We start from the raw sequence: 25936 nt of genomic DNA, 5'->3' as shown, positions 1-25936 counted from the left end.
AGCAAGGAGCGGCAACACAGAACTGTTTTTTGTTCCTGCCTTGTCTTTCCAAGCCCATGCCGTCTGAAGCCGGAATGTTTCAGACGGCATCGCATCAAACTCCATAAATAAACCGCGTATGCTTGAAATAATGCTTTCAACCCCAATTTACGCGGCAATCCGTATTCTGTCAGACACAAGAGAGTACCTATGACACAAAAAGAAAAGCATTTTGAGGAATATGCCGCCTTGGCAACCCTTCCTTTGCGGGATGTCGTCGTTTACCCGCATATGGTTCTGCCGCTGTTTGTCGGCAGGGAGAAATCCATCGCCGCGCTGGAAAACGCCATTACCCGCGAGGAACCGGTTTTCCTGTTGGCGCAAACCGATGCCGCAGTGGAAAACCCCGCAGCCGCAGACCTGTATCAGACCGGTACCGTCGCACAAGTCTTACAGGTATTGAAACTGCCGGACGGCACGGTAAAAGTGCTGGTTGAAGGGCTGTATCGCGGACGCGTCCTGACCATTGAAGACACGGGCGGGCTGTTCGTTTCCCATATAGAGGCGGTCGCGGAAGAAGACACGGGCGGCAATCCCGACCTCGAAGCCGTGCGCCGCACCCTGTTGGCGCAGTTTGAACAATACGCCAAACTCAATAAAAAAATCCCTGCCGAAATCATCGGCAGCATCAACGGCATTGCCGAAAACAGCCGGCTAACCGATACGGTCGCAGCGCATTTGCAGTTGAAACTGGCACAACGCCAACAGATTTTGGAGATTCCCGAAATCGGCAAACGGATGGAATTCCTGCTGGCACAGCTGGAATCCGAACTTGACATTATGCAGGCCGAAAAACGCATACGCGGACGCGTCAAACGCCAAATGGAAAAATCCCAACGCGAATATTATCTGAACGAACAGATTAAAGCGATACACAAAGAACTGGGCGAAGAAGACGAAAACGGCGAACTGGATGCCTTGGAAGCAGATATCAAAAAGGCGGGTATGACCAAAGAAGCGGAAGAAAAATGCCTGTCCGAACTGAAAAAGCTCAAAATGATGCCGCCGATGTCTGCGGAATCCACCGTCGTACGCAACTACATCGACACTTTGCTCGAGCTGCCGTGGAAGAAAAAATCCCGCGTCAGCAAAGACATCGCCAAAGCCGGACTGGTGCTGGATACAGATCACTACGGCTTGGAAAAAGTCAAAGAACGGATTTTGGAATACCTCGCCGTCCAAAAACGTATGGACAAACTCAAAGGCCCGATTCTGTGCCTGGTCGGTCCTCCGGGCGTGGGCAAAACCTCTTTGGGCGAATCCATCGCCAAAGCAACGGGGCGGAAATATGTCCGCATGGCTTTGGGCGGCGTGCGCGACGAAAGCGAAATCCGGGGACACCGCCGCACCTATATCGGCTCTATGCCCGGTAAGATTCTGCAGAATATGGCAAAAGCCGGCGTAAAAAACCCCTTGTTCCTGCTCGACGAAATCGACAAATTGGGCAACGACTTCCGAGGCGATCCCGCCAGCGCGTTGCTCGAGGTGCTTGATCCCGAACAAAACAACAAGTTTGCCGATCATTATGCGGAAGTGGATTACGATTTGAGCGATGTGATGTTTATTGCGACTTCAAACAGCCTGAATATCCCGACTCCGTTGCTCGACCGTATGGAAATCATCCGTCTGTCCGGCTATACCGAAGACGAGAAAATCAATATTGCGATGCAGTATCTCGTGCCGAAGCAAATGAAACGCAACGGCGTGAAAGAAGGCGAATTAATCGTCGAAGAAAGCGCGGTGCGCGATATTATCCGTTACTACACCCGTGAGGCGGGCGTGCGTTCGCTCGACCGCGAGATTGCCAAAATCTGCCGCAAAGTGGTGATGCGGATTACCTTGGACGAAGACGCAAAAACCAAAAAAACCGGAAAAGCCAAGCCTAAGGCGGTTAAAGTCAATGAGAAAAACCTGCACGACTATTTGGGCGTGCGCCGCTTCGATTACGGCGTTGCCGAAAGCGAAAACCGCATCGGGCAGGTTACCGGTTTGGCGTGGACGGAAGTCGGCGGCGAATTGCTGACCGTCGAGGCTGCGGCCTTGCCGGGCAAAGGCGTGATTCAGTGTACCGGCCAGTTGGGCGATGTGATGAAAGAATCCGTGTCCGCAGCGTGGTCGGTTGTCCGCTCCCGCGCGGAATCAGTGGGTTTGGCTCCTGATTTTTACGAGAAAAAAGACATCCACATCCACGTTCCCGAAGGCGCGACGCCGAAAGACGGCCCGAGTGCGGGTATTGCGATGACCTTGGCGGCGGTATCTGCCTTTACCAAAATCCCGGTACGCGCCGATGTGGCGATGACGGGCGAAATTACCCTGCGCGGCGAAGTTTTGCCCATCGGCGGTTTGAAGGAAAAACTGTTGGCAGCCTTGCGCGGCGGCATCAAACACGTCCTGATTCCGAAAGACAACGTCAAAGACTTGGAAGAAATCCCTGAAAACGTGAAAACCGGCCTGTCTATCCATCCGGTCAAATGGATAGACGAAGTCCTCGCTTTAGGCTTGGAAAGCCCGCCGACACCCCGGGTTGCGCCTTTCAGTGCCGAAGGAGTGCCGCTTGAAGCCGCCAAGCCTAAGTCAAGGGCGAAAGCGGCCAAACACTGATTTTGTAAAAAATGTGTTGCAAAAGATGCGGGTTTGCCCTGAAAGCCCGTAAAATAGGGCGATTCCGTATTTTTTTCTTGACACGGCAATTTCAGAATTGCTATAAAGCGAAAGTTACTCAAGCAGTACAAACCCCGAGTATTCGGGCATTTCATCATTTTTTAAGACAGGAAGGGACTGATTGTGAACAAGTCTGAATTGATCGAAGCGATTGCTCAAGAAGCCGGCATTTCCAAAGCCGCTGCACAAAAAGCTTTGGATGCCACTACCAATGCAGTAACCAACGCCCTGAAACAAGGCGACACCGTTACTTTGGTCGGTTTCGGTACTTTCTACGTCGGCGAACGTGCAGAACGCCAAGGCCGCAATCCCAAAACCGGCGAACCTTTGACCATTGCTGCTGCCAAAACGCCTAAATTCCGCGCCGGCAAAGCTTTGAAAGACGCACTGTAAACTGTTTTTCAGTAAAAAGCCGATTCCTTGAAGAATCGGCTTTTTATTTGTCCTGCTGGTCAGCTTGAAAAAATGCCGTCTGAAACGCTTTTCCCGTGTTCAGACGGCATTCCGGTTCGGCGGTTCAATCAGCTTTCAAATCAGCAACGCACTGTCTGTCGCGCGCTTCAAACGCGTTTGCACCGCCGAGCAGGTCAAGCTGTTCTTGTGCGCCGAGTTTGCCGAAGGAACTAATCTGTTTCTCGCTCAACCTGTCCAAAGGCTGTTCCCACATACATTTGCAGTAATCGGTGGCGAGGCGGGTATTGTCCGCATCCAAGCCGCGCGCTTTCAAATCGTTCTGCCATTTTTCGGCAAACGGTATGTTTTTCACGCAAGACTCGACAATTCTCTGCTTCGCCTGCGGTTTGGACATCGCGCATTGGGAGAGCAGGGCGGTTGAAGCGAGCAACGCCAAAATGACCCACGCCCAAATGCGGATGGTGCGGATTTTGGCTTTTGCTTTTTTACGCGCCGCAGCCTGCTCTTCGGCGGACATTTCGTGTTTCGGCTCAGTCATGCAGGCTTTCCATACGGATCATGGTAATCGGTTTTTCCACGCAATCCAGTGCTTCGATGGCTGCGATTGCCGACTTGATGTATTTTTCGACCGTGCTGTGGGTCAGAATCACGATTTCGGCAGTGCTCTGATCAATCACGCCTTTTTGAATCAGTGCTTCGATGGACACGTTTTCTTGTGCCAACAGCGCGGCGATTTGCCCCAGCGTGCCCGGTTCGTCTTTGGCTTGGACGCGCAGGTAGTAGCTGCTGGTGATTTCGTCCATAGGCAGGATGGTTTGCGCTTGGACTTGGGCGGGTTGGAACGCCAGATGCGGTACGCGGTGGCCTGTATCAGCTTCGATCAGGCGGGCGATGTCGATGATATCGGCAACCACGGCGGAAGCAGTCGGCAATGCACCCGCTCCCGCACCGTAATATAAGGTTTCGCCAACCATATCGGCATTGACGCGCACGGCGTTCATCACGCCGTTGACGTTTGCCAAGAGGCGGCTTTCGGGAATTAGGGTAGGGTGGACGCGTAATTCGATGCCTTTGCCGGTTTTGCGGGTGATGCCCAACAGTTTGATGCGGTAGCCAAGTTCTTCGGCGTATTTGATGTCGCGGCTGTCGAGTTTGCTGATGCCTTCGAGGTAGCAGGCGGAAAAGTTCATCGGCGTACCGAATGCCAGCGCGCTCATGATGGTGATTTTATGGCCTGCGTCGTTGCCTTCGATGTCGAAGGTCGGATCGGCTTCGGCGTAGCCCAACGCCTGTGCTTCTTTCAATACGTCGGCAAACGCGCTGCCTTTTTCGCGCATTTCGGAGAGGATGAAGTTGCTGGTGCCGTTAATAATGCCAGCGATGGATTTGATTCGGTTTGCCGCCAAACCTTCGCGCAGGGCTTTGATAATCGGGATGCCGCCGGCGACTGCCGCTTCAAATTGCACCATGACATTTTTTTCTTCCGCCAGCGGGAAGATTTCGTTGCCGTATTCGGCGAGCAGTTTTTTGTTGGCGGTAACGATGTGTTTACCGTTTTCAATGGCTTTCAACACCGCATCTTTGGCAATGCCGGTACCGCCGAACAATTCGACGACGACATCGACGTCTTCACGCGCGACCAGTTCGAACGGGTCTTTGACAAAGGCTGCGGACGGGCAGATTTGGTGGGCTTTTTCTTCGCTTAAGTCGCATACGGCACTGATGCGCACTTCTCGTTCCAAACGGCGGGAGATTTCCTCCGCGTTGTCCCGCAACACGGCAGCCGTACCGCCGCCGACCGTACCCAAACCTAAAAGACCGATGTTTACTGGCTTCATTGTGCCTCCTTGCAAGCCGATTGAATATGAACATAGAAAGACGAAAGTATCCGTTGCCGATATAATTGTGCCGCACTTTGAATCAAATGCCGTCTGAAACCGGCAGGCGGGTCAGATGAAATCTGTCAATCCTACATTAATTCGCCTAATTTTGCACCCCTTTCGGTGCGGATGATGCGGAAACGGGGTAAAAAAATGTTGTTTGAAGAAAATCCGATAGACGGACAATTTGCAGAGTATACACACCGGTCGGGCGAAATCCGATTGGCAGGGCAAAGTTTCCATAAACCCGTGCTTGTACATAAGGATTCGGTCTGCCTGTCGCAATGCCGAACCTTGTCCGACCTGACTCCGGAAAACCTGTTGTCCGACATCAAACCTGTTGACTATCCGGAAATATTGATTATCGGGACGGGCGCGGCGCAGGAGTTTATCCATCCCAAAATCATCGCGGATTTTTCCCGAGTCGGAATCGGCGTGGAATGCATGAATACCGATTCGGCATTCAGGACATTGGTTTTCCTGCACTCGGAAGGGCGCAGGGCCTGGGCTTGGCTTCAGCCGTAAATTTCCCGTTTCAGACGGCATCAGCACTTTCTTTCAGGTAAAATACGAGCTTTTTCCGCCCGATGATGTTTCCGTTATGATTGAAATTAAAAACCTCACCCTGCAACGCGGTTTGAAAGTCCTGCTCGACAAAGCCAACGCCACCGTCAATCCCGGCCAGCGCGTCGGTTTGATCGGTAAAAACGGGACGGGCAAATCCAGCCTGTTTGCCTTAATCAAGGGCGAAATCACCCAAGACGGCGGCGATGTCTCGATTCCGAAAAATTGGCGGATTGCTTCCGTTTCCCAAGAAACGCCCGACTTGGACATCTCTTCATTGGACTACGTTTTGCAGGGTGATGCCGAGTTGCAGGCTTTTCAGACAACCTTGGCGCAGGCAGAAGCGCAAAATGACGGCATGAAACAGGCGGAATATCACGCCAAATTGGAAGAAATCGACGCTTATACCGCTCCGGCGCGTGCGGCAAAATTGTTGGACGGGCTGGGTTTTTCGCAAGAAGAACACAGCCGCCCCGTCAAATCCTTTTCCGGCGGCTGGCGGATGCGCCTGAATCTTGCGCAAGCGCTGATTTGCCGTGCCGATTTGCTGCTTTTGGACGAACCGACCAACCACTTGGATTTGGAAACCGTCTTGTGGCTGGAAAACCATCTTGCTTCTTTACCCTGCACGCAAATCATCATTTCCCACGACCGCGATTTTCTCAACGCGGCAACTACCCAAACCATCGAATTGTCCCAGCAAAAGCTCACGCAATACGGCGGCAATTACGATTTTTACCAAAACGAACGCGCGCAACGTCTGGCGCAACAACAAGCCGCCTATGTCAAACAGCAGGCGCAAATCAAACATCTGCAATCCTTTATCGACCGCTTCAAAGCCAAAGCCACCAAAGCCGTTCAAGCGCAAAGCCGCATGAAGGCGTTGGCGAAGCTCGAACGCATCGCCCCCGCGCATCTGGACAGCGGGTTTTCCTTTGAGTTTTACAATCCCGAGCATCTGCCCAATCCTTTGCTGAAGCTGGAACACGCAGATTTGGGTTACGAAGGCAAAACTGTTTTGCACGACATTACCCTGTCGCTGGAAAGCGGCGCGCGCTATGGTTTATTGGGTGTCAACGGCAGCGGTAAATCTACGTTTATCAAAGCCTTGGCGGGCAAAATCGATTTGCTCTCCGGCAGCATCGTCCGTTCCGAAAAACTCAATATCGGCTATTTTGCCCAACACCAGCTCGACACCATCCGCGCCGACCAAAGCCCTGTTTGGCACATTCAGCAGCTTTCGCCCGAAGTGCGCGAACAAGAAATCCGCAACTTTTTAGGCGGCTTCAATTTTGTCGGCGATATGGCGTTGCAGAAAACCGAACCTTTTTCCGGCGGTGAAAAAGCCCGCCTCGCCCTTGCCATGATTATCTGGCAAAAGCCGAACCTGCTGCTCCTTGACGAGCCGACCAACCATTTGGATTTGGATATGCGCCACGCCCTGACGCTCGCACTGCAAAGTTTCCAAGGCGCATTAATCGTCGTTTCGCACGACCGCAGCCTGCTTGAAGCGACTACCGACAGCTTCCTCCTGATCGACAAAGGCCGTCTGAAAAACTTTGACGGCGATTTGAACGACTACCGCCAATGGCGTTTGGCACAGGAAAACGCCGCAGCCGCACCAGCCGCTTCCGCACAAAGCCAAAGCCGCAAAGACACCAAGCGCATCGAAGCACAAATCCGCCAAGAAAAAGCCCGACGCGGCAAGCCGATACAGCAGAAAATCGACCGTGCCGAAAAAGAAATGGCGCAGCTTTCCGACGTTCAGACGGCCTGTGAAACATTTTTGGCACAAGACGACGCTTACCTTGAAGCAAACAAAGAAAAATTACAGAACACTTTATCCGATCTGGCAAAAGTCAAAACACAACTTGCCCAAATCGAAGAGGTTTGGCTGGCTTGCCAAGAAGAATTGGAGCGGATTGAAACTGAAATCGAGAAACAGTTTGCCGGGCAATAAAGAAGCGCGGGCAGGGTGCTTATCTTTGTCTGCCAAGAACGGTATAATCTGCACCTTACCATCGCCTTTTTACTTTACCGGTATGAAAACCAGACTTTTTGCCGCCTTCATCTTCCTGTCCTTTGCCGGTACGGCGGCGCAAGCCTCCGTATATAATTGCAGCTCAAATGGCAAAAGCGTATATACATCAGACCCGTCAGGATCGTGTACCGGCGCGGACTTACCTAAAATCAGCAGCCATCAGGGAGGCGAATACCGCCTGAAAATAAAAAAACTCAGTCAAGAAACCCAAATACACACGGAAAACAAAAAGAAAAGCAAAAAACCTGCCGGGAAAAAGAACAGGCAGGCTGCCAAAGCCCCGAAAGAAAATCAAAAGGAAACAAGCGGAAAGAAAAGCCCGTAAAATGCCAAAAAACCCTTAAAAATCAAATCATCACCCGAGTATCAAACACATTATGAAATCAAAACTGCCCTTCATCCTAATCAACCTTTCCCTAATTTCAACCCCATTGGGCGCAAATGCGGCCAAAATCTATACCTGCACAATCAACGGAGAAACCGTTTACACCACCAAGCCGTCTAAAAGCTGCCACTCAACCGATTTGCCCCCGATCGGCAACTACAGCAGCGAACGTTATATCCCGCCCCAAACGTCCGAACCGGCACCATCACCGTCAAACAACGGATCGGCCGTCAAATATAAAACCCCGGTCAAAACAGTATCCAAACCGGCAAAATCCAATACGCCCCCGCCGCAACAGGCGCCCGCAAACAACAGCAGACGTTCCATTCTAGAAACAGAATTGAGCAACGAACGCAAAGCATTGGCTGAAGCCCAAAAAATGTTATCACAAGCACGTCTGGCAAAAGGCGGTAACATCAATCATCAAGAAATCAACGCATTGCAAAGCAATGTTTTGGACAGACAGCAAAACATCCAAGCCCTGCAAAGGGAATTGGGACGTATGTAAGGCCGTGTTTTCAAATCGACCGTTCCAAGGCTTTGACAGAAGAAATGATGAAAAAGCAGGAGAATTTTTGGGATAAGTCAGGCGATTTACTGTTTGCACCCGTTAATATGATGTTTTAGATTAAAAAAGTATGGGCGGCATATCTGTGTGTCTGCTGCCTGTATATCGTATTGAAGGTCAATTTTCAAAACACATACAGCTGTTTCCTATAGTTCGCATAATGTATATTATGTTAAATTTATAATAGACTGAATAGATATTTTTGCAAATCTATTCAAACCCATTCAGAATTCAGCCACTTATATTAGGAAAATTTCTCAATGGCGGCAACAAAAAAAGTCAGTCAAGTCATCGCCCGACTAGAAGAGACCGCACAAATAAAACTCTATGACAAGTTTAAACGCTGTGGCATAATTTCACCCCCCCCATTACTACACAAAAGGATGAAAAATGAAGAATCTGATTCTTGCTTTGGTTGATATAAAAAAATGCTTTAACACGCCATATTATCAAAAGGCATCTTGTTGTGATTATGTAGAGCATGGCATTTGGGGCTGGGTTTTAGAAAACCCGCGTGATGTGATGCTTAAGCCTGTAAATGGGCGATTGAGATTGTTTGATGTAGATGATAATTCAATTGAGTTTATGTCAGATGATGATGATTGGTTTGTTCATGCAGATAAGCTGGCCGATCAGTCTAAGGGCATCGGTAGTGCGAGCCTGATTTTAAATTACGATTAACGACCGCCGAAAGGCGGTTTTTTTATGAGGTTTGATTATGGCTAGAAAAGTAAAAGGCAGTGGCACAAGTTTTCGCGGCACCACTGGTGGTGCGGCTGGTAATGCGCGTAAGCGTCAATTTGCACAAACCCAAAACCGCAAGGCTTTGGGCGGTGGTGGTAAGGGCGGTTAACCATGTCTAATCTCCTGTTTGAAACAGTTAAGACGGCAAGCAGGATTTCGGACAAATGTATTGTGTGTTTTTCGGGCGGCAAAGACAGCATAGTAACGCTGGATTTGTGCGCCCGTTACTTTAAGCGCATTCATGTTGTGTTTATGTACTCTGTGCCGGGCTTGAGTTTTCAAGAGGCAAATTTGCGCTGGTACGAAGCGAGATACGGTATTGAAATTGAACGCATACCGCATTTTATGATTTCGGAGTGGATGCGGTACGGTATTTTCCGGAAAGGAGACTACACCGTCCCTGTCGTCAAGCCGCTTGATGTCTATCAGTATTTGAGGCTGTCGTCCGATATGTGGTGGATTGCGGCAGGTGAGCGCATCGCCGACAGCATTGTCCGTCGGGCTATGATTAAAAACAGCGGCAGTATTGATGACAAGCGCGGGCGGATATACCCAGTGGCGCATTGGAATAAAGCCGAAGTGATGCGCTACATCCGGCATCACAGATTAAAACTTTCGCCTGAAAGTGCCGTATTGGGGCATTCTTTCCGTTTGCTTGAACCGTCCGAAATGGCGTTGCTGAAAAAGCACTATCCCGCCGATTACAAGAAAGTGGCGGAATGGTATCCGTTTGTCGAAGCGGCTGTAAGAAACTACGAGATGAATCATGAAGAAAACGTCTACCTATCATTAGCATTCATTATCTCTCTTCAATCAAACAAGCCTTTTCAATCAGCTCTCTGACCCAGCGATAGGCAGGATCTTTATGTGTCCGTTCGTGCCAAATCAATGTTTTGGTGAAGCCTTGAATTTCAAGGGGGGGCTCAAAGCGTTTAAGATTATTTAAATGAATAATCAAGCGCTCAGGCACAACTGCCAGTAAATCGCTTTGTTCCAACAATTCAGGTAAGACAATAAAGTTTTGTACCGACAAGCTGACATTTCTTTGTAGCCCCATCGCTTGCAGGGCTTTGTCGGTAACACCGCTGAAACTGCCGCCATGATAGGAAATCAAGGCTTGCTCTAACTGGCAAAATTGCTCAAGGGTCAGTTGGGATTGTTGGGCTATTGGGTGATCGTGGCGAACGGCACAAATATAGCGTTCGTCATACAAATTTTTTGCGTGAATATCCGGTGCTTGGAAGTCTGGCGTGACTAACGCAAAGTCAATTTGTCGCTGTTCCAGCTGATTTTGTACGATGCTTTCGTTAATCGCCAGTACCGCCACTTTAATTTTTGGGGCTTGGATTTTTAGCAAATGCAGAAACGGCACAATTACGGCACGCATTGCATAATCCGTGCAAGCGATGCGTACGGTCAATTCTGCTGTGGTCGGATCAAACTGTGGCAGCTGTAATAACTGCTCTACTTCATTCAGCACCTTTTTAACTTGCGGGGCAAGCTCTAAAGCCCGATTGGTCGGCACAACGCCCCGCTGCACCCGCACAAACAGCGGATCATCAAAACTGTCACGCAATCTTGCCAACACGCCGCTCATTGCCGGCTGCGTAATCGCCAAACGCTCGGCGGCTTTGCTTACGTTACGCTCGTCCATCAGCACCGAAAAGGCTTTCAATAAGTTCAAATCAAGAGTTTGTAAGGATTTCATTTTAGGCTCGCTTTATTTCTCTAATATCATTTTATATGATATTAACTATTTATAATAGTGATTTAACTTATATCTCATTCCTCCCTATAATGCCTTCCATAGCAAAACGCTACTAACCATTAACTAAGAGGACTTTATTATGAAAACTTATTCACAACCAGCAATCATTTGGCCTGAAAAATATACGCCGGGCGAAACCGACAACTACGTTTCTAATGAGGTCATTGTAAAAGGCTTAAGCGTTGCGGATGTGCTGCCTTATTTAGCAGATACCAAAGCATGGGGCACTTATTATCACAATGCGGAAAATATCGTGGTGGGTGATGGTTCAACCACTCAACTTTCAGCAGATGCTAACTTTGTTTTTGATACTTTCGGCTTCCACGTGACTTGTAAAGTAGAAGAATTTGATATTAGCGAAGATGGCAATCTCGTTCGCCTTGCATGGTCTGGTACCTTTGGTGAAGGCGAAGATTTCAGCGATGTGTATCACGCTTGGATTTTAGAAAACCTGCCGAACAACCGCGTGCGTGTATTAACCGAAGAAAGTCAAATCGGCAAACTTGCCAAAGGCTTGGCAGAAACTGTGCCAAATCCAATGGTCAACGGCCATCAAGCATGGTTGGACGGTTTAACAAAAGCGGCAAAAAATAAAGCGGCTTATTAAAAGTGCGGTGGGATTTTACGTCAAAAGTAAAATCCCGCTTTTCTAAGGAGACTAGAATGAAACTGAAACAACTTTTCGCAATGGCTTGTCTTGGACTGACTTTACAGGTGCAGGCTGCTCCGTTTATCCGCTTAGGCGAACTGAATGTGAAGCCCGAACAGCTTGCCACAACTCAACAGGCAATTAAAGAAAATATCCGTACATCAGTCCAAACCGAGCCCGAACTTTCGGCCATGTATGCCATGCCGCAGACTGACGATACCCATAAGATTTACGTGTTAGAGGTGTGTCAAAACGCGGAGGCCAAGCAGGCGCACAACCAAAGCGAGCATTTCAAACGCTTTGCCCAAGCTACCGAACAGGCTTTTGCGAGTAAAAGCCTTACGCCCTTGAAAGCACAATTTATCAGCGAAAATAAAACCGCCTTACAGCTGGGCGGTAACTATCTAGTCCGTTTTCAAGCCCTGACCGCCAAACCGAACCACACAGAAGCGATTCACTATGCGTTGGCAAAATATCGCACCGCCAACGAATCACTTTTAGCCGTCTATGCCGGTACGGTAGAAAACCAAGATGACCAATGGCGTATTGTAGAAATCTATGCCGACCCTGAGAGCTATGAACAACATCATCAAAGCGAAGCCTATAAAAACTATCGCAATGAATTAAAACCGTTGTTGGTTAGCCAAGACATCAACAGCGTATTAGATGGGAAATTTTTGATGAATAAGGGCGGAATGCAGTTTCTTCAATAACCTCCACACGGTTATCTCGCGTCGGAAAATATATGGAATAGGCAGGCAAATACGGGAAGCACCTTATCGATAATTTTCGCCTAATTTTTCCAAGATATACTCAATCCTGTTAAAACAAGCCACGGCTGTTTTATATTTTCATTGCACAAAGAACACAACCATGAAAAACATTAAATTTACCTTATTTGCCTTTTTCGCCGGCATATCCGCTCTATGGCTGTTTGCCACACCGTTTCCAGACAAGTGGGGCGTATTTCCCATACGCAACCTATTATTACAGTTCACCGGCAGCATCAGCATACTGGCCATGAGTGCTTGTATGATTCTTGCAGTACGTCCCAAAATGTTGGAAGGACTATTTGGCGGATTGGATAAAATGTACCGCCTGCATAAATGGTTGAGCATCGTTGCCCTTTCAGGCAGTATCCTGCATTGGACTAGCAAGCAACTCCCCAAATGGCTCATCGAACTTGGACTGATTGACGGAAAACGCCCGCCGCGTCCACCGATGCAGGAAGTCTTGACTTTAAAAGATTGGTTGGTTACCCAGCGCCATTTTGCTGAAGAAGTGGGTGAGATTGCTTTTTACGTTACAGTCGTCTTATTGGTTATCGCACTGATCAAACTTATTCCCTACCGTTGGTTTGCCAAACTTCACATCTTAATTGTCCCTGTCTATCTTGCACTCGTATGGCACACCATCGTATTGGCAAACTTTGCCTACTGGCTCAGCCACTTGGCTGGTTGCTGGCTGCCGCCCTATTCTTCGGCAGTATTTGTTTGCTCCTCGCCCTCTTTAAACGCATTGGTAAACCGCAAACCGCGACAGTAGCCGCCATAAACCAAAACGCTTCCCTGCTCTCGCTTACCCTGAATGCGCCAAAATGGCAGGGACACCAAGCCGGCCAATTCCTCTTTTTGCGCGCACACGGAGAAAGCCATCCGTTTACCATCGCCTCTGACTGGAATCCTGAAAACCAACAAATCAATCTTATCATCAAAGACTTGGGAGACTACACCCATCGCCTGCCCCAACGCTTGAACATCGGTGATACCGTTCAAATTGACGGTGCATACGGCCGCTTCAATTTTTCAGATAAAAATGCACAGATTTGGGTGAGCAACGATATTGGTTTTACGCCTTTCCTTGCAAGACTCAAAGAATTAGCCAAACAACCTTCCAATCAACCGATTGACTGGTTTCATGCCGATAGAAATTTATCTGCGGAACTAATCGGTCAATGGAAAGCGTTGGCTGAACAAGCGAATGTTGCGTTCCACTATATTCCTTCCGAAACCCAAAGATTGTCCGCCAATCATATTGCACAAAGCGTTCGGAATAGTGAAGCCCGCAGCCTATGGCTTTGCGGCAGTCGCAGCTTTACAAGCGGTATTGCAGGAAACCTTAAGACACGCTCATTGCATCAAGAGCTGTTTGAATTCCGCTAAATGAACCCGACACGCAAACTTTGACGCTCGAATGCCGTCTGAACCCCGGGATTCAGACGGTTTTGCATTATGAGCCGGTTTTCCTTAATTACTTTGTTTCCGGTTTCAAAAGCAGCCTTAAGCGGGGTTTAAGCAACTTGGCATTCAGACGGCATTCACAGCTTCCAGTCTATCGGTTCGATACCGTGTTGACTCAAATAGCTGTTTGCCTGTGAAAAATGTCGGCAGCCGAAAAAACCGCGATATGCCGACAGAGGAGACGGATGCGGTGCGGTCAATATCAAATGATTTTGACTGTCTATCAGTTTCCTTTTTTGTTGTGCATACTCGCCCCACAGCATAAAGACAAGGTGCTTGCGGTGTGTCGCAAGCTGCTTGATGACGGTATCGGTAAAGCGTTCCCAGCCTAAAAGGGCGTGCGAATGCGCCTGTCCTGCACGCACCGTCAAAACCGTGTTCAGAAGCAATACGCCCTGCTCCGCCCACGCTGCCAGGCAGCCGTGCGCGGGAATGGAAAAGCCTTCGATGTCGGTTTCCAACTCTTTGTAGATATTCAACAAAGACGGTGGTATGCGGACACCCTGCCGGACGGAAAATGCCAAACCGTGCGCCTGCCCTGCCCCGTGATACGGGTCTTGTCCGAGAATAACAACTTTGACCCGGTCAAACGCTGTCAGTCGGAATGCGTTGAACACATCCGCCGCTGGCGGATAGATGATTTGTCCCGACAAACGTTCCTGTCTGACTGCATTTAAAATTTCCTGAAAATACGGTTGCCGTTTTTCGTTGCCCAGTGCATCGTGCCAAGTGTCCATATCTGCCCTATCCTTTCAAATTCGGCTATACTGCTAATATCGCGTGATTTTGTCAAACGACGCGCTTTGTGGGGAAATGTATGACTGTATGGTTTGTTGCTGCTGTTGCCGTCTTAATCATCGAATTATTGACGGGAACGGTTTATCTTCTGGTTGTCAGCGCAGCTTTGGCGGGTTCGGGCATTATCTACGGACTGACCGGCAGCACGCCTGCCGCCGTCTTGACCGCCGCCTTGCTTTCCGCGCTGGGTATTTGGTTCGTACACGCCAAAACCGCCGTTAGAAAAGTTGAAACGGATTCATATCAGGATTTGGATGCCGGACAATATGTCGAAATCCTCCGACACACAGGTGGCAACCGTTACGAAGTTTTTTATCGCGGTACGCACTGGCAGGCTCAAAATACGGGGCAAGAAGAGCTTGAACCGGGAACTCGCACCCTAATCGTTCGCAAGGAAGGTAACCTTCTTATTATCACACATCCTTAACATCAGGAGAAATCATGGAATTTTTCATTATATTACTGGTAGCCGTCGTTGTTTTCGGATTTAAATCCTTTGTCGTTATTCCCCAACAGGAAGTCCACGTTGTCGAAAGGCTCGGACGTTTCCATCGCGCCTTGACTGCCGGCCTCAACATCCTCATTCCCTTTATCGACCGCGTCGCCTACCGTCATTCGCTGAAAGAAATCCCCTTGGATGTACCCAGCCAGGTCTGCATCACGCGCGACAATACGCAGCTGACTGTTGACGGTATCATCTATTTTCAAGTAACCGATCCCAAACTCGCCTCATACGGTTCGAGCAACTACATCATGGCAATTACCCAGCTTGCCCAAACGACGCTGCGTTCCGTTATCGGACGTATGGAGTTGGACAAAACGTTTGAAGAACGCGACGAAATCAACAGTACCGTCGTCTCCGCCCTCGATGAGGCAGCCGGAGCTTGGGGTGTGAAAGTTCTCCGTTACGAAATCAAGGATTTGGTTCCGCCGCAAGAAATCCTTCGCTCAATGCAGGCGCAAATTACCGCCGAACGTGAAAAACGCGCCCGTATCGCCGAATCCGAAGGCCGTAAAATCGAACAAATCAACCTTGCCAGCGGTCAGCGCGAAGCCGAAATCCAACAATCCGAAGGCGAGGCTCAGGCTGCGGTCAATGCGTCAAATGCCGAGAAAATCGCCCGCATCAACCGCGCCAAAGGCGAAGCGGAATCCTTGCGCCTTGTTGCCGAAGCCAATGCCGAAGCCATCCGTCAAATTGCCGCCGCCCTTCAAACCCAAGGCGGCGCGGATGCGGTCAACCTGAAGATTGCGGAACAATACGTCGCCGCGTTCAACAATCTTGCCAAAGAAAGCAATACGCTGATTATGCCCGCCAATGTTGCCGACATTGGTAGTCTGATTTCGGCTGGGATGAAAATCCTCGATAAGGGTAAAACTTCCCAATAAATACCCCAATCAGTAGATATGAAAAATGCCGTCTGAACCTTTCCCGTAAGGTTCAGACGGCATTTTTATCTAAATCCAAAATCTCAAAAATATGTTTATCCACATACTCTTATTTGATAACGGACGCGGACTGCAGGTATCCATACTGCATTTTCGGATAAAACAAAATATCCCCTTCGGAAACTTTATACTTCGTCAATGCCTTACCTGTTCAGATAAAAATTGCTGGCAAAATATTTCTGCACACCCTCACGCAGCAATACCAATGTTACGGCAGCCAAAGGTAATCCGGCCAACATTCCGACAAAGCCCATCAGCTGTCCGAATGCCATCAGGGAGAAAATAACCCAAAACGGCGACAGGCCGATACGGTCTCCCACGATTTTCGGCGTAATGAAAAAACTTTCGAGAAACTGGCCGACGGCAAAAACCGCCCAGACAGCCAAGATGCCGTTCCACGAAGCAAATTGGAGCAAGGCGGCAACAGTGGCAAGCAGTAATCCCGTAAACGCACCGAGATAAGGGACAAATACCAAAATACCGGCAACCATACCGATGGCAAATCCCGAATCTAGCCCGACCAGCATCAATCCCAAACCGTAAACCAAGCCCATAATCAGCATCACCAGAAGCTGACCGCGTAAGAATTCGCCCAATACCTCGTTCAAATTGCCTGTAATACGGGTATAAGTATCGGCAAAACGCCTCGGAACCAGTTTGCCTATACCGCACGACCACCGCTGCCAATCCAGCAGAAAATAGTAAAGCAGCAACGGCAGCAGCATCAGATTGCCGATACTGCTGACGATATTGCTGCTCTGCCTCATCAAAACGGGAAACCACGCCTTAAGCGTGTTGCTCAGCTCACCCGTATGCGCCTGAAGCCATGCGATAACGGATGCCTGATCGATTTCCACATAATTGCCCACAGTCTCTTTCAACAGCGGCAACAGCGTATTTTGCATAAAACCTGCAAGTTGGGGCAAACGGGATACCATGCTGTTGAACTGTCCGACCAGCATAGGGACAATAATCAAAAGCAGCGCGGCAAGCAGCAGCAAGGCAAAAATCATTACAGTCATTGAAGCAACGGCACGGTTGAAACCTTTTTTCTGCAACCATTCAACCAAAGGATCCAACACATACGCCAACACTGCCGCAACCGCAAAGGGAGCCAGTGTGTCGCCAAGTGCGAAAGCCAGCCATATCAAGACCGTAAGGAACACCCCCGCACCAACCCAGGGTTTGATACTCTGCTTTTTTTTCTGATACATAACGACCCGTCCGGAAACCATTTTCATCATTATTATAGCAGAATGGGTTATATCGCAGATAAAGCCCGTGCCGTTCCGATAGCCTGTTATCGCGGTTTGGGCTAAAATACCGCATATCTGATGCCGTCTGAAAGGCAAACCCGCTTTCAGACGGCATACCGTACACGATAAGGCAGCACATCATGACCGAACAAGAAAACAAAACATCCCTCATCGAATTTCCCTGCACCTTCCCATTAAAAGTAATGGGGGCGGTTCATCCCGAGTTCGAGCAAGCGGTTTTAGAAACCGTCCGCCTTCACGCCCCTGACACGCAGGCTCACCACATCACCACGCGGCCGAGCAGCAAAGGTAACTATACCGGTGCCACCGTACAAGTAAAGGTTGAAAACCAAGAACAACTTGACAATATCTACCGCGCGCTGACTTCGCACGAACTGGTCAAAGTGGTACTTTGAGATGAAAATCATACATAAAGGTTTGGTTGAATATCTGCCGACTTTTGAGGCAATGAAAACCTTTAATGCCGGACGGAATGCCGACACCGAAGACGAACTCTGGGTTGTCGAGCATCCCCCCGTGTTCACACAAGGGCTGGCGGGAAAACCCGAGCACCTGCTGATTAGGGACGACATCCCCGTCGTCCAAATCGACCGGGGCGGACAGATTACCTATCACGGACCCGGGCAATTGGTCGTTTATACGATGATTGATTTCAAACGGCGTAAAACCAGTGTTAGAAACATCGTTTCCGCGCTTGAAAACAGCATTATCACCACATTGGCGGAATACAGCATTGAAGCGGCGGCAGATCCGAAACGCCCCGGCGTTTATGTCGGAGAACGCAAAATCGCCTCACTGGGGCTGCGTATCAAAAACGGCTCCGTCTATCACGGCCTTGCGCTCAACGTCAATATGGACCTCTCGCCGTTTACCCATATCAACCCCTGCGGCTATGCCGGTATGGAAATGACGCAAATTGCCGACCTCGTCCACCCCTGCCCCACGCTGGACGAAGTCGCCGCCAAGCTGACCACACATCTTAAAACACAACTCACACCGAAAGCAGATAACAATGAGTGAAATCAAAACCGACGACCCCAAACGCGGCATCAAACTCAAAGGCGCGGACAAAACCGCCCGCATCCCCATCAAAGTCGTCCCCCTTCAGGAAAAACTGAAAAAGCCCGAATGGATACGCGCCAAACTCCCATCGCGCAAATTCTTTGAAATCAAAGACATTTTGCGCGAACAAAAAATGCACACCGTTTGCGAGGAAGCCTCCTGTCCCAACATCGGCGAATGCTTCAGCAAAGGCACGGCGACCTTCATGATTATGGGCGACATCTGCACGCGCCGCTGCCCGTTCTGCGACGTGGGACACGGCCGGCCCAGTATGCTCGACCCCGACGAACCGAAAAACCTCGCCGAATCCGTCAAAGCCATGAACCTGCGTTACGTCGTCATTACCTCCGTCGACCGCGACGACCTGCGCGACGGCGGCGCACAGCATTTCGCCGACTGCATCAAAGCCATCCGCGAGACCAGCCCGAACACCAAAATCGAAATCCTCGTTCCCGATTTCCGCGGCCGCTTGGACATCGCACTCAAAATCCTTGCCGAAACCCCGCCCGACGTGATGAACCACAACTTGGAAACCCATCCGAGCCTGTATAAAAAAGCCCGTCCCGGCGCTAATTATCAACATTCTTTAGACTTATTAAAACGTTATAAAGAAATGATGCCGCATATTCCCACAAAATCCGGCATTATGGTCGGCTTGGGCGAAACAGACGAAGACGTGCGCGAAATTATGCGCGATATGCGGGCGCACAATATCGAAATGATTACCATCGGGCAATACCTCCAGCCTTCAGACGGCCACCTGCCTGTCTTGCGCTACGTTACGCCCGAGCAGTTCAAAATCTTTGAAAAAGAAGCATACGAACTGGGCTTTACCAATGCCGCCATCGGCGCGATGGTACGTTCAAGTTACCATGCTGACGAACAGGCTGCTGAAGCCTTGCGCGAAAGCCACGGCGGTTGCGGGCATCATTAAACCCCTAACACCGTTCCGAAGTAAAAACAATCTCCTACGCTTCTGTCTGCCGCGTTGTTTGATGTAAACAACATCAACTTTAATTGTCCATGCCGTCTGAAATCCCTTCAGACGGCATAATTTATTCTCCGAATCCGATAATCTCAAAAGAATCTGTCAGTTAATGAGAACGATTCATTATAAATTTTGATAAAAAACCGTACCGTATTTGCTTTTCGCTATGGTTAACAAGTGTAAATGTTCTTTATTGATGAGATGGATTCTTAGTTTTAGAAGCAAAAAAAACCGATAAGAAACAGGGCATTGATTTGGAAAGCATCAGCAAACTCACCCTATCTCTTTTGATAATTGTTTGTATTTTAAATAGAAAATTTGTCATATCAAAAACTTTTGCATACAATGCACGCATCCCGAACAGTGCTACATCCACTGTTTAACCACACGAAACCCAAATTAAGAAAAGAGAAATATTATGCAAGGCAATCAAGCAGTTTTAGATTACATGAACGAATTGCTGTCCGGTGAGCTGGCAGCACGCGACCAATACTTCATCCACTCCCGCCTCTACTCCGAATGGGGCTACACCAAACTTTTTGAACGTCTCAATCACGAGATGGAAGAAGAAACCACACACGCCGAAGACTTTATCCGCCGCATCCTGATGCTGGGCGGTACGCCGAAAATGGCACGCGCCGAACTGAATATCGGCACGGACGTAGTTTCCTGCCTCAAAGCCGACCTGCAAACCGAATATGAAGTACGTGATGCGTTGAAAAAAGGCATCAAACTGTGCGAAGAGGCTCAAGACTATGTTACGCGCGACCTGATGGTTGCCCAACTGAAAGACACCGAAGAAGACCACGCACACTGGCTGGAACAGCAGCTGCGCCTGATCGAGCTGATTGGCGAAGGCAACTACTACCAAAGCCAACTGTAATCCGTATTCGGAATAAAAGGAGTCCGTATGAAAGGCGACCGTTTGGTTATCCGCGAGCTGAATAAAAATCTCGGCCTGCTACTGGTAACCATCAACCAATATTTCCTTCACGCCCGTATTTTGAAAAACTGGGGCTTTGAAGAACTGGGCGAACATTTCTTCAAACAGTCCATCGTTGAAATGAAAGCTGCCGACGATTTGATCGAGCGCATTCTGTTCCTCGAAGGCCTGCCGAACCTGCAAGAACTGGGCAAACTGTTGATTGGTGAATCTACCGAAGAAATCATTGCCTGCGATTTGACCAAAGAACAGGAAAAACACGAAGCCCTGCTTGCCGCCATCGCTACAGCAGAAGCGCAACAGGATTACGTCAGCCGTGATTTGTTGGAAAAACAAAAAGACACCAACGAAGAACACATCGACTGGCTCGAAACCCAGCAGGAACTGATCGGCAAAATTGGTTTGCCCAACTACCTGCAAACAGCGGCGCAAGAGGACTAAAACACAAACCACTGCCAAATACAGCAGTCCCCTGCACCATCAGACGGCATATCCGTATAAACGGGTATGCCGTTTTTCTTTGCCGGTTTGCGAATCAAATCTAAATTGATTTGAATCAATACTCGATAACGGTTTTTGTTTGATAATACTGATATGAAATCTAGATTGCTTGTTTGCTGTTTCCCAATCTGTCTTGATTTTACCTCTTTCCTCTTGATGTGTGTGTGTTTGGGTGTGGCTGCCGCCACCCCTTTTTTTTGGCTTGTATGTGAAGTAAAATCCGTAACAGCAAATGCTTAACTTTTAACCATTTATTCGGAAACAAATGATGGGCAACAAATTGACTCTGCCTGCCGAACTGCCTGACGAACAGGATTTGCGGGCGGTATTGGCATACAATATGCGGCTTTTCCGCGTGAACAAGGGTTGGTCGCAAGAAGAATTGGCGCGGCAATGCGGTTTGGACAGGACTTATGTGTCGGCAGTCGAGCGCAAACGTTGGAACATCGCCCTGTCGAATATCGAAAAAATGGCGGCGGCTTTGGGCGTGGCGGCGTATCAGTTGCTGCTGCCGCCGCAGGAACGGTTGAACCTGATGACCAATTCCGCCGATACCCGACAAATGCCGTCTGAAAGCGGTATTTGACCGCCGAACCATCCGCCTCCCTTTTTCCCGCCAATCGAAAGAATAAAAATGCCTGCAAACCTGTCTTCAGCACTGGAAACCTTCAAACAGCAACGCGATGCCGCCGAAGCGCATTATTTGAAAGCCAACCGCGTGTCGGTATTTTTCAGGGAATATACGGCGGCAGTCGAAACCTTACTGGCAGCATTGTGGGTAGAACATTTTCAAAACAGTGCGTTATGTCTGATGGCGGTGGGCGGCTTCGGGCGTGGCGAACTGTATCCCTGTTCGGACGTGGATTTGGCGGTTGTCTCCCCTGTCCCGCTTTCAGACGGCATTCAGGAACAGATTGCCCGGTTTGTCCAAACCCTGTGGGACTGCAAACTGATGCCGTCTGTAAAAAGCGGCGGCATTGACGAACTGTGCGAAAGCGTGCGCGACGATATTACGGGCGACACAGCGTTTTTAGAGGCTCGTTTTTTGTTCGGCAACCGCCAGACAGCAGACGAGTTGGCGGAAAAAATGAACGCGCAGCGCAATGTGGCGGCGTTTATCGAAGCAAAACTGGTGGAGATGGAACACCGCCATGCCAAATCGCAAGGCTCAGGGGCGGTATTGGAACCAAACATCAAAAGCTGCCCGGGCGGCCTGCGCGATATCCATACCCTGCTTTGGATAGCGAAGGCGCAAAGCTTGGCGGCCAACCTGCCTGCGCTGGTCAAACAAGGCATTCTGACGCGCACTGAAGCCGGTATGTTTTCGCACGGCTACCGCCGCCTCGCCCACATCCGCATCCATCTGCATTTAAACGCAAAACGCGCCGAAGACCGCCTGCTGTTCGATTTGCAGCCGCAAGTTGCCGAAAGCATGGGTTATGAAGGCTTGAACCTCCGCCGTCAAAGCGAAGAACTGATGCGCGTGTTTTACCGCGCGATTAAAACCGTCAAACAACTGAGCGGCATCCTCACGCCTATGCTGCAAAGCCGCGTTTCCTCCGCGCCGATGCGCGTTACCCTGCGGATTGACGACGACTATATCCAAGTCAACAACCAAATCGCTGCGCGGCACACCGATATTTTTTTCAGACGGCCCGAACACATTTTCAAAATCGTCGAAATCATGCAGCAGCGCAACGACATTACCGCGCTCGAACCACAAACCCTGCGCTCCTGGTGGGGCGCGACGCGCAAAATCAACCGCAGCTTCTACCAAAATCCCGAAAACCGCCGCCGCTTCGCCGGCTTTTTCCGTCGCGGCAACGGGCTGACCCAAACCCTGCGCTTTCTCAACCTCTACGGTGTATTGGGCCGCTACCTGCCCGCGTGGGAAAAAATCGTCGGCCTGCTCCAGCATGACCTGTTCCACATCTATCCCGTGGACGACCACATCCTCGCCGTCGTCCGCAACGTCCGCCGCCTTGCCCTAGATATGCACAGCCACGAGTTGCCCTACGCCTCCGCACTGATGCAGTCCTTTGAAAAACAAGACATCCTCTATCTTGCAGCCTTCTTCCACGACATCGCCAAAGGACGTGGCGGTGACCATGCCATACAAGGCATCGCAGACGCTCGCCAATTTGCTGCCGACCACTTCCTGACCGAAGAAGAAAGCGACCTGCTTGCCTGGCTGGTCGAAAACCATCTTCTTATGTCCACCGTCGCCCAAAAAGAAGACATCCAAGACCCCGACGTACTCGATGCCTTCTGCAAACGCGTGCAAACCCACGAACGCCTCAGCGCGCTCTACCTTCTGACCATTTCCGACATACGCGGCACCAATCCCAAATTGTGGAACGCATGGCGCGCCAGCCTGCTGGAAAGCCTCTTCCATGCCGCCGGACGCTACCTCACAGGCAACGGCGGCAATCCGCACGCCCTCTTCGGCCGCCGCCAACAAGAAGCCGCCGACTTGCTCACCCGCACCGCCGTCCCCGAAAAACAGCAGAAAAAACTATGGAACGCGCTCGGTTCTGCCTACTTTGCCCGCCATCAGTCCCGCGAAATCCTGTGGCACGCTGCCAACCTCGTACACGACTTTGAAACCCCCATCGTCCGCAGCCGCATCCTGCCCAAAAGCGACAGCTTTCAAGTCATGGTCTTCATGCCCAACGGCCCGCGCCTGTTCGCCCGCCTCTGCCGCATCTTCAGCCGCCACGGGTTCGACATCCTCGCCGCCCGTGCCTTCATCACCGAACACGACTACATTCTCGACACCTTCATCGTGCAAATTCCCTCGCAGCACGCCCCCGAAGACTACCCCGACATCCAAAGCGCGCTCGAAGCCGAACTCAACAGCTTTATCCACGGACACACCGTTGCCGAAACCTCAAACCACAGCCGCCGTATCAGCCGCCGCAGCCGCTACATGCCGATTGCGCCAAGCATCACCATCACCCCCGAAGAAGACTATCCAGACTGGTACTCCGTCGAAATCACCGCCGTCAACCGCCCCTTCCTACTCGCCGATATGGCGGAAGTCTTTTTCGCCCACAACGTCAGCCTGCGCTACGCCAAAATCTCCACGTTGGACGAACGTGTCGAAGACAGTTTTACCGTTTTCAGCCCCGATTTGAAAAATCCGAAAATCCAATCTACCCTGAAACAGGCATTGCTGGAACAGTTGGCATAAGCACCCTGCCGGTTTTCAGACGGCATCCCGCCGCCGCGCCGTATGCCGTCTGAAAACCGGGAAGGGAATATTGTAAACAATATAGGCTGCCAAGCTGCCGGCAACGTGCTATAATGCCGTGCATCTTGCACAAACTGAAAGACCGAGCATTATGCGTATCGTAGAAAAAGCCTATACTTTCGACGATGTTTTGTTGGTTCCCGCACATTCGACCGTGCTGCCGCGAGACGTTAAACTTCAAACCAAGCTCACCCGCGAAATCACACTCAATCTCCCCCTGCTTTCCGCCGCGATGGATACCGTTACCGAGGTGCGCCTCGCCATTTCGATGGCACAGGAAGGCGGCATCGGCATCATCCATAAAAACATGACGCCCGAAATGCAGGCGCGCGCCGTTTCCAAAGTAAAACGCCACGAAAGCGGCGTGGTCAAAGACCCTGTAACCGTTGCACCGACGACGCTCATCCGCGAAGTATTGGAAATGCGCGCGCAGCGCAAACGCAAAATGTCCGGCCTGCCCGTCGTTGAAAACGGCAAAGTCGTCGGCATCGTAACCAACCGCGACCTGCGTTTTGAAAACCGCGTCGATTTGCCCGTATCTGCCATTATGACCCCGCGCGAACGTCTGGTTACCGTCCCCGAAGGCACAAGCATAGACGAAGCGCGTGAACTGATGCACACGCATAAAGTCGAGCGCGTTTTGGTTCTGAACGAAAAAGACGAGCTTAAAGGCTTGATTACCGTCAAAGATATTTTAAAAACCACCGAGTTTCCCAACGCCAACAAAGACTCCGAAGGCCGTCTGCGCGTCGGTGCGGCAGTCGGTACCGGCGGCGATACCGAAGAACGCGTCAAAGCCTTGGTGGAAGCCGGCGTTGACGTGATTGTCGTCGATACCGCACACGGACACAGCCAAGGCGTGATCGACCGCGTACGCTGGGTCAAAGAAACCTATCCGCACATCCAAGTCATCGGCGGCAATATTGCTACAGCCCAAGCCGCTTTGGATTTGGTCGCCGCCGGCGCGGATGCCGTTAAAGTCGGTATCGGCCCGGGTTCGATTTGCACCACCCGTATCGTGGCAGGCGTGGGCGTGCCGCAACTGACCGCCATCCACAACGTTGCCGAAGCCCTGAAAGGCACGGGCGTTCCCCTGATTGCCGACGGCGGCATCCGCTTCTCCGGCGACATCGCCAAAGCCCTCGCCGCAGGCGCGTACAGCGTCATGCTCGGCGGTATGTTTGCCGGTACGGAAGAAGCACCGGGCGAAATTGAACTCTATCAAGGCCGCTCGTACAAATCCTATCGCGGTATGGGTTCATTGGGCGCGATGAGCCAAGGTTCTGCCGACCGCTACTTCCAAGACAAAACCGACAGCACCGACAAATACGTCCCCGAAGGCATCGAAGGCCGCGTTCCCTACAAAGGTCCGATTGTGAACATCATCCACCAACTGACCGGCGGTTTGCGTTCCAGTATGGGTTATTTGGGTTGCGCCAATATTGCCGAAATGCACGAGAAAGCAGAATTTGTGGAAATCACTTCCGCAGGTATGAGCGAATCGCACGTTCACGACGTTCAAATTACCAAAGAAGCACCGAATTACCACCGCTGATTTGAACAGCCTTTCAGGACAAAATGCCGTCTGAAACCTGATTTCCGGGTTTCAGACGGCATTTTTTTATCTGAACTCCTCTAAATTATTAAAATATATAATAATTAGTAAGAATAGGTTAAATATAGTCTGCAAATCTACCCCCCCCCCACCCGCC

The 25936-nt window shown here is 50.3% G+C and carries 28 protein-coding genes; 23 read left to right on the top strand and 5 right to left on the bottom strand.

The annotated features are described in order from the left end of the window. Positions 1-189: 189 nt before the first annotated feature. Together lon and Q3O12_RS07920 are read left to right on the top strand one after the other, a co-directional pair. The gene (gene lon / locus Q3O12_RS07925; RefSeq protein WP_301669986.1) at positions 190-2640 is read left to right on the top strand and encodes an endopeptidase La; all 2451 of its coding nucleotides are present in this window, start codon (positions 190-192) and stop codon (positions 2638-2640) included. A gap of 183 nt (positions 2641-2823) precedes the next feature. Continuing rightward, positions 2824-3093, top strand: coding sequence for an HU family DNA-binding protein (locus Q3O12_RS07920; RefSeq protein WP_025458445.1), 270 nt, complete (start codon positions 2824-2826; stop codon positions 3091-3093). Positions 3094-3217: 124 nt separating this feature from the next. On the opposite strand, the gene Q3O12_RS07915 is transcribed toward Q3O12_RS07920, so the two are convergent. Then, entirely contained in the window at positions 3218-3652 is a 435-nt protein-coding gene (locus Q3O12_RS07915; RefSeq protein WP_301669985.1) for a hypothetical protein, read from the bottom strand. Continuing rightward, positions 3645-4952 (bottom strand): homoserine dehydrogenase, encoded by a 1308-nt coding sequence (locus Q3O12_RS07910; protein WP_301669984.1) that lies wholly within the window; start codon positions 4950-4952, stop codon positions 3645-3647. Before Q3O12_RS07910 ends, Q3O12_RS07915 begins: the two co-directional genes overlap by 8 nt. Before the next feature lie 195 nt (positions 4953-5147). On the opposite strand from Q3O12_RS07910, the gene Q3O12_RS07905 reads away from it, so the two are divergent. The 7 genes from Q3O12_RS07905 (at position 5148) to Q3O12_RS07875 (ending at position 10139) form a co-directional block, all read left to right on the top strand. Then, positions 5148-5519 carry an Mth938-like domain-containing protein gene (locus tag Q3O12_RS07905; protein ID WP_301669983.1) on the top strand — a complete coding sequence of 124 codons (372 nt, stop codon included), beginning with the start codon at positions 5148-5150 and terminating at the stop codon, positions 5517-5519. Between the two features lie 76 nt (positions 5520-5595). Continuing rightward, complete coding sequence (locus tag Q3O12_RS07900; protein WP_301669982.1) at positions 5596-7518, top strand: ATP-binding cassette domain-containing protein; 1923 nt, start codon at positions 5596-5598, stop codon at positions 7516-7518. Further along, entirely contained in the window at positions 7505-7924 is a 420-nt protein-coding gene (locus tag Q3O12_RS07895) for a DUF4124 domain-containing protein (RefSeq protein ID WP_301669981.1), read from the top strand. The genes Q3O12_RS07900 and Q3O12_RS07895 overlap by 14 nt, the downstream gene beginning before the upstream one ends. A gap of 52 nt (positions 7925-7976) precedes the next feature. Continuing rightward, the gene (locus Q3O12_RS07890) at positions 7977-8492 is read left to right on the top strand and encodes a hypothetical protein (protein WP_301669980.1); all 516 of its coding nucleotides are present in this window, start codon (positions 7977-7979) and stop codon (positions 8490-8492) included. Positions 8493-8942: 450 nt separating this feature from the next. Next, positions 8943-9233: a hypothetical protein gene (locus tag Q3O12_RS07885; protein WP_301669979.1), complete on the top strand. Its 291-nt coding sequence runs from the start codon at positions 8943-8945 to the stop codon at positions 9231-9233. 37 nt (positions 9234-9270) lie between these two features. Further along, positions 9271-9405 (top strand): hypothetical protein, encoded by a 135-nt coding sequence (locus Q3O12_RS07880; RefSeq protein WP_255489361.1) that lies wholly within the window; start codon positions 9271-9273, stop codon positions 9403-9405. A gap of 2 nt (positions 9406-9407) precedes the next feature. Next, positions 9408-10139 (top strand): phosphoadenosine phosphosulfate reductase domain-containing protein, encoded by a 732-nt coding sequence (locus tag Q3O12_RS07875; RefSeq protein ID WP_301669978.1) that lies wholly within the window; start codon positions 9408-9410, stop codon positions 10137-10139. On the opposite strand, the gene Q3O12_RS07870 is transcribed toward Q3O12_RS07875, so the two are convergent. Continuing rightward, entirely contained in the window at positions 10096-11004 is a 909-nt protein-coding gene (locus Q3O12_RS07870; RefSeq protein WP_301669977.1) for a LysR family transcriptional regulator, read from the bottom strand. The two genes, Q3O12_RS07875 and Q3O12_RS07870, sit on opposite strands and share 44 nt — an antisense overlap. A gap of 139 nt (positions 11005-11143) precedes the next feature. On the opposite strand from Q3O12_RS07870, the gene Q3O12_RS07865 reads away from it, so the two are divergent. From Q3O12_RS07865 to Q3O12_RS07850, 4 genes are all read left to right on the top strand, one after another. Continuing rightward, on the top strand, positions 11144-11671 hold the full coding sequence (locus tag Q3O12_RS07865) for an SRPBCC family protein (RefSeq protein ID WP_301669976.1): 528 nt from the start codon (positions 11144-11146) through the stop codon (positions 11669-11671). A 56-nt stretch (positions 11672-11727) separates the two neighbouring features. Then, positions 11728-12426 carry a putative quinol monooxygenase gene (locus Q3O12_RS07860; RefSeq protein ID WP_301669975.1) on the top strand — a complete coding sequence of 233 codons (699 nt, stop codon included), beginning with the start codon at positions 11728-11730 and terminating at the stop codon, positions 12424-12426. 160 nt (positions 12427-12586) lie between these two features. Next, a complete protein-coding gene (locus Q3O12_RS07855; protein WP_301669974.1) occupies positions 12587-13258 on the top strand; it encodes a ferric reductase-like transmembrane domain-containing protein in 672 nt (223 codons plus the stop codon). Continuing rightward, on the top strand, positions 13207-13875 hold the full coding sequence (locus tag Q3O12_RS07850; protein WP_301669973.1) for an FAD-binding oxidoreductase: 669 nt from the start codon (positions 13207-13209) through the stop codon (positions 13873-13875). The genes Q3O12_RS07855 and Q3O12_RS07850 overlap by 52 nt, the downstream gene beginning before the upstream one ends. A 155-nt stretch (positions 13876-14030) precedes the next feature. Here Q3O12_RS07850 and ung read toward each other — a convergent pair whose 3' ends face one another. Next, entirely contained in the window at positions 14031-14690 is a 660-nt protein-coding gene (gene ung, locus Q3O12_RS07845) for a uracil-DNA glycosylase (RefSeq protein ID WP_301669972.1), read from the bottom strand. A gap of 80 nt (positions 14691-14770) precedes the next feature. Between ung and Q3O12_RS07840 the strand changes: the two genes are divergently transcribed. Together Q3O12_RS07840 and Q3O12_RS07835 are read left to right on the top strand one after the other, a co-directional pair. Continuing rightward, positions 14771-15178, top strand: coding sequence for an NfeD family protein (locus Q3O12_RS07840; RefSeq protein ID WP_301669971.1), 408 nt, complete (start codon positions 14771-14773; stop codon positions 15176-15178). Positions 15179-15192: 14 nt separating this feature from the next. Next, positions 15193-16140 carry an SPFH domain-containing protein gene (locus tag Q3O12_RS07835; protein WP_003678488.1) on the top strand — a complete coding sequence of 316 codons (948 nt, stop codon included), beginning with the start codon at positions 15193-15195 and terminating at the stop codon, positions 16138-16140. Positions 16141-16343: 203 nt separating this feature from the next. Here the strand turns inward: Q3O12_RS07835 and Q3O12_RS07830 are convergent, their stop codons facing one another. Further along, positions 16344-17414 carry an AI-2E family transporter gene (locus Q3O12_RS07830; protein ID WP_301669970.1) on the bottom strand — a complete coding sequence of 357 codons (1071 nt, stop codon included), beginning with the start codon at positions 17412-17414 and terminating at the stop codon, positions 16344-16346. Between the two features lie 182 nt (positions 17415-17596). Between Q3O12_RS07830 and Q3O12_RS07825 the strand changes: the two genes are divergently transcribed. From Q3O12_RS07825 to guaB, 8 genes are all read left to right on the top strand, one after another. Continuing rightward, the gene (locus Q3O12_RS07825; protein ID WP_002237935.1) at positions 17597-17872 is read left to right on the top strand and encodes an HP0495 family protein; all 276 of its coding nucleotides are present in this window, start codon (positions 17597-17599) and stop codon (positions 17870-17872) included. Position 17873: 1 nt separating this feature from the next. After that, on the top strand, positions 17874-18497 hold the full coding sequence (gene lipB / locus Q3O12_RS07820) for a lipoyl(octanoyl) transferase LipB (RefSeq protein WP_301669969.1): 624 nt from the start codon (positions 17874-17876) through the stop codon (positions 18495-18497). Further along, entirely contained in the window at positions 18490-19473 is a 984-nt protein-coding gene (gene lipA / locus Q3O12_RS07815) for a lipoyl synthase (RefSeq protein WP_301669968.1), read from the top strand. The genes lipB and lipA overlap by 8 nt, the downstream gene beginning before the upstream one ends. A 472-nt stretch (positions 19474-19945) precedes the next feature. After that, positions 19946-20410: a bacterioferritin gene (gene bfr / locus Q3O12_RS07810; RefSeq protein ID WP_002219259.1), complete on the top strand. Its 465-nt coding sequence runs from the start codon at positions 19946-19948 to the stop codon at positions 20408-20410. Between the two features lie 27 nt (positions 20411-20437). Beyond that, on the top strand, positions 20438-20911 hold the full coding sequence (bfr, locus tag Q3O12_RS07805; protein ID WP_002213535.1) for a bacterioferritin: 474 nt from the start codon (positions 20438-20440) through the stop codon (positions 20909-20911). Between the two features lie 325 nt (positions 20912-21236). Next, the gene (locus Q3O12_RS07800; RefSeq protein ID WP_003710267.1) at positions 21237-21557 is read left to right on the top strand and encodes a helix-turn-helix domain-containing protein; all 321 of its coding nucleotides are present in this window, start codon (positions 21237-21239) and stop codon (positions 21555-21557) included. Positions 21558-21605: 48 nt separating this feature from the next. After that, positions 21606-24164 (top strand): [protein-PII] uridylyltransferase, encoded by a 2559-nt coding sequence (glnD, locus tag Q3O12_RS07795; protein WP_301669965.1) that lies wholly within the window; start codon positions 21606-21608, stop codon positions 24162-24164. A 151-nt stretch (positions 24165-24315) separates the two neighbouring features. Further along, complete coding sequence (guaB, locus tag Q3O12_RS07790) at positions 24316-25779, top strand: IMP dehydrogenase (RefSeq protein ID WP_301669964.1); 1464 nt, start codon at positions 24316-24318, stop codon at positions 25777-25779. Positions 25780-25936 lie beyond the last annotated feature (157 nt).

The organism is Neisseria benedictiae, from assembly GCF_958267435.1.
Classification (GTDB): domain Bacteria; phylum Pseudomonadota; class Gammaproteobacteria; order Burkholderiales; family Neisseriaceae; genus Neisseria; species Neisseria bergeri.
The sequence above is the reverse complement of the archived record's forward strand: the minus strand, read 5'-3'. Positions and strand labels throughout refer to the sequence as shown.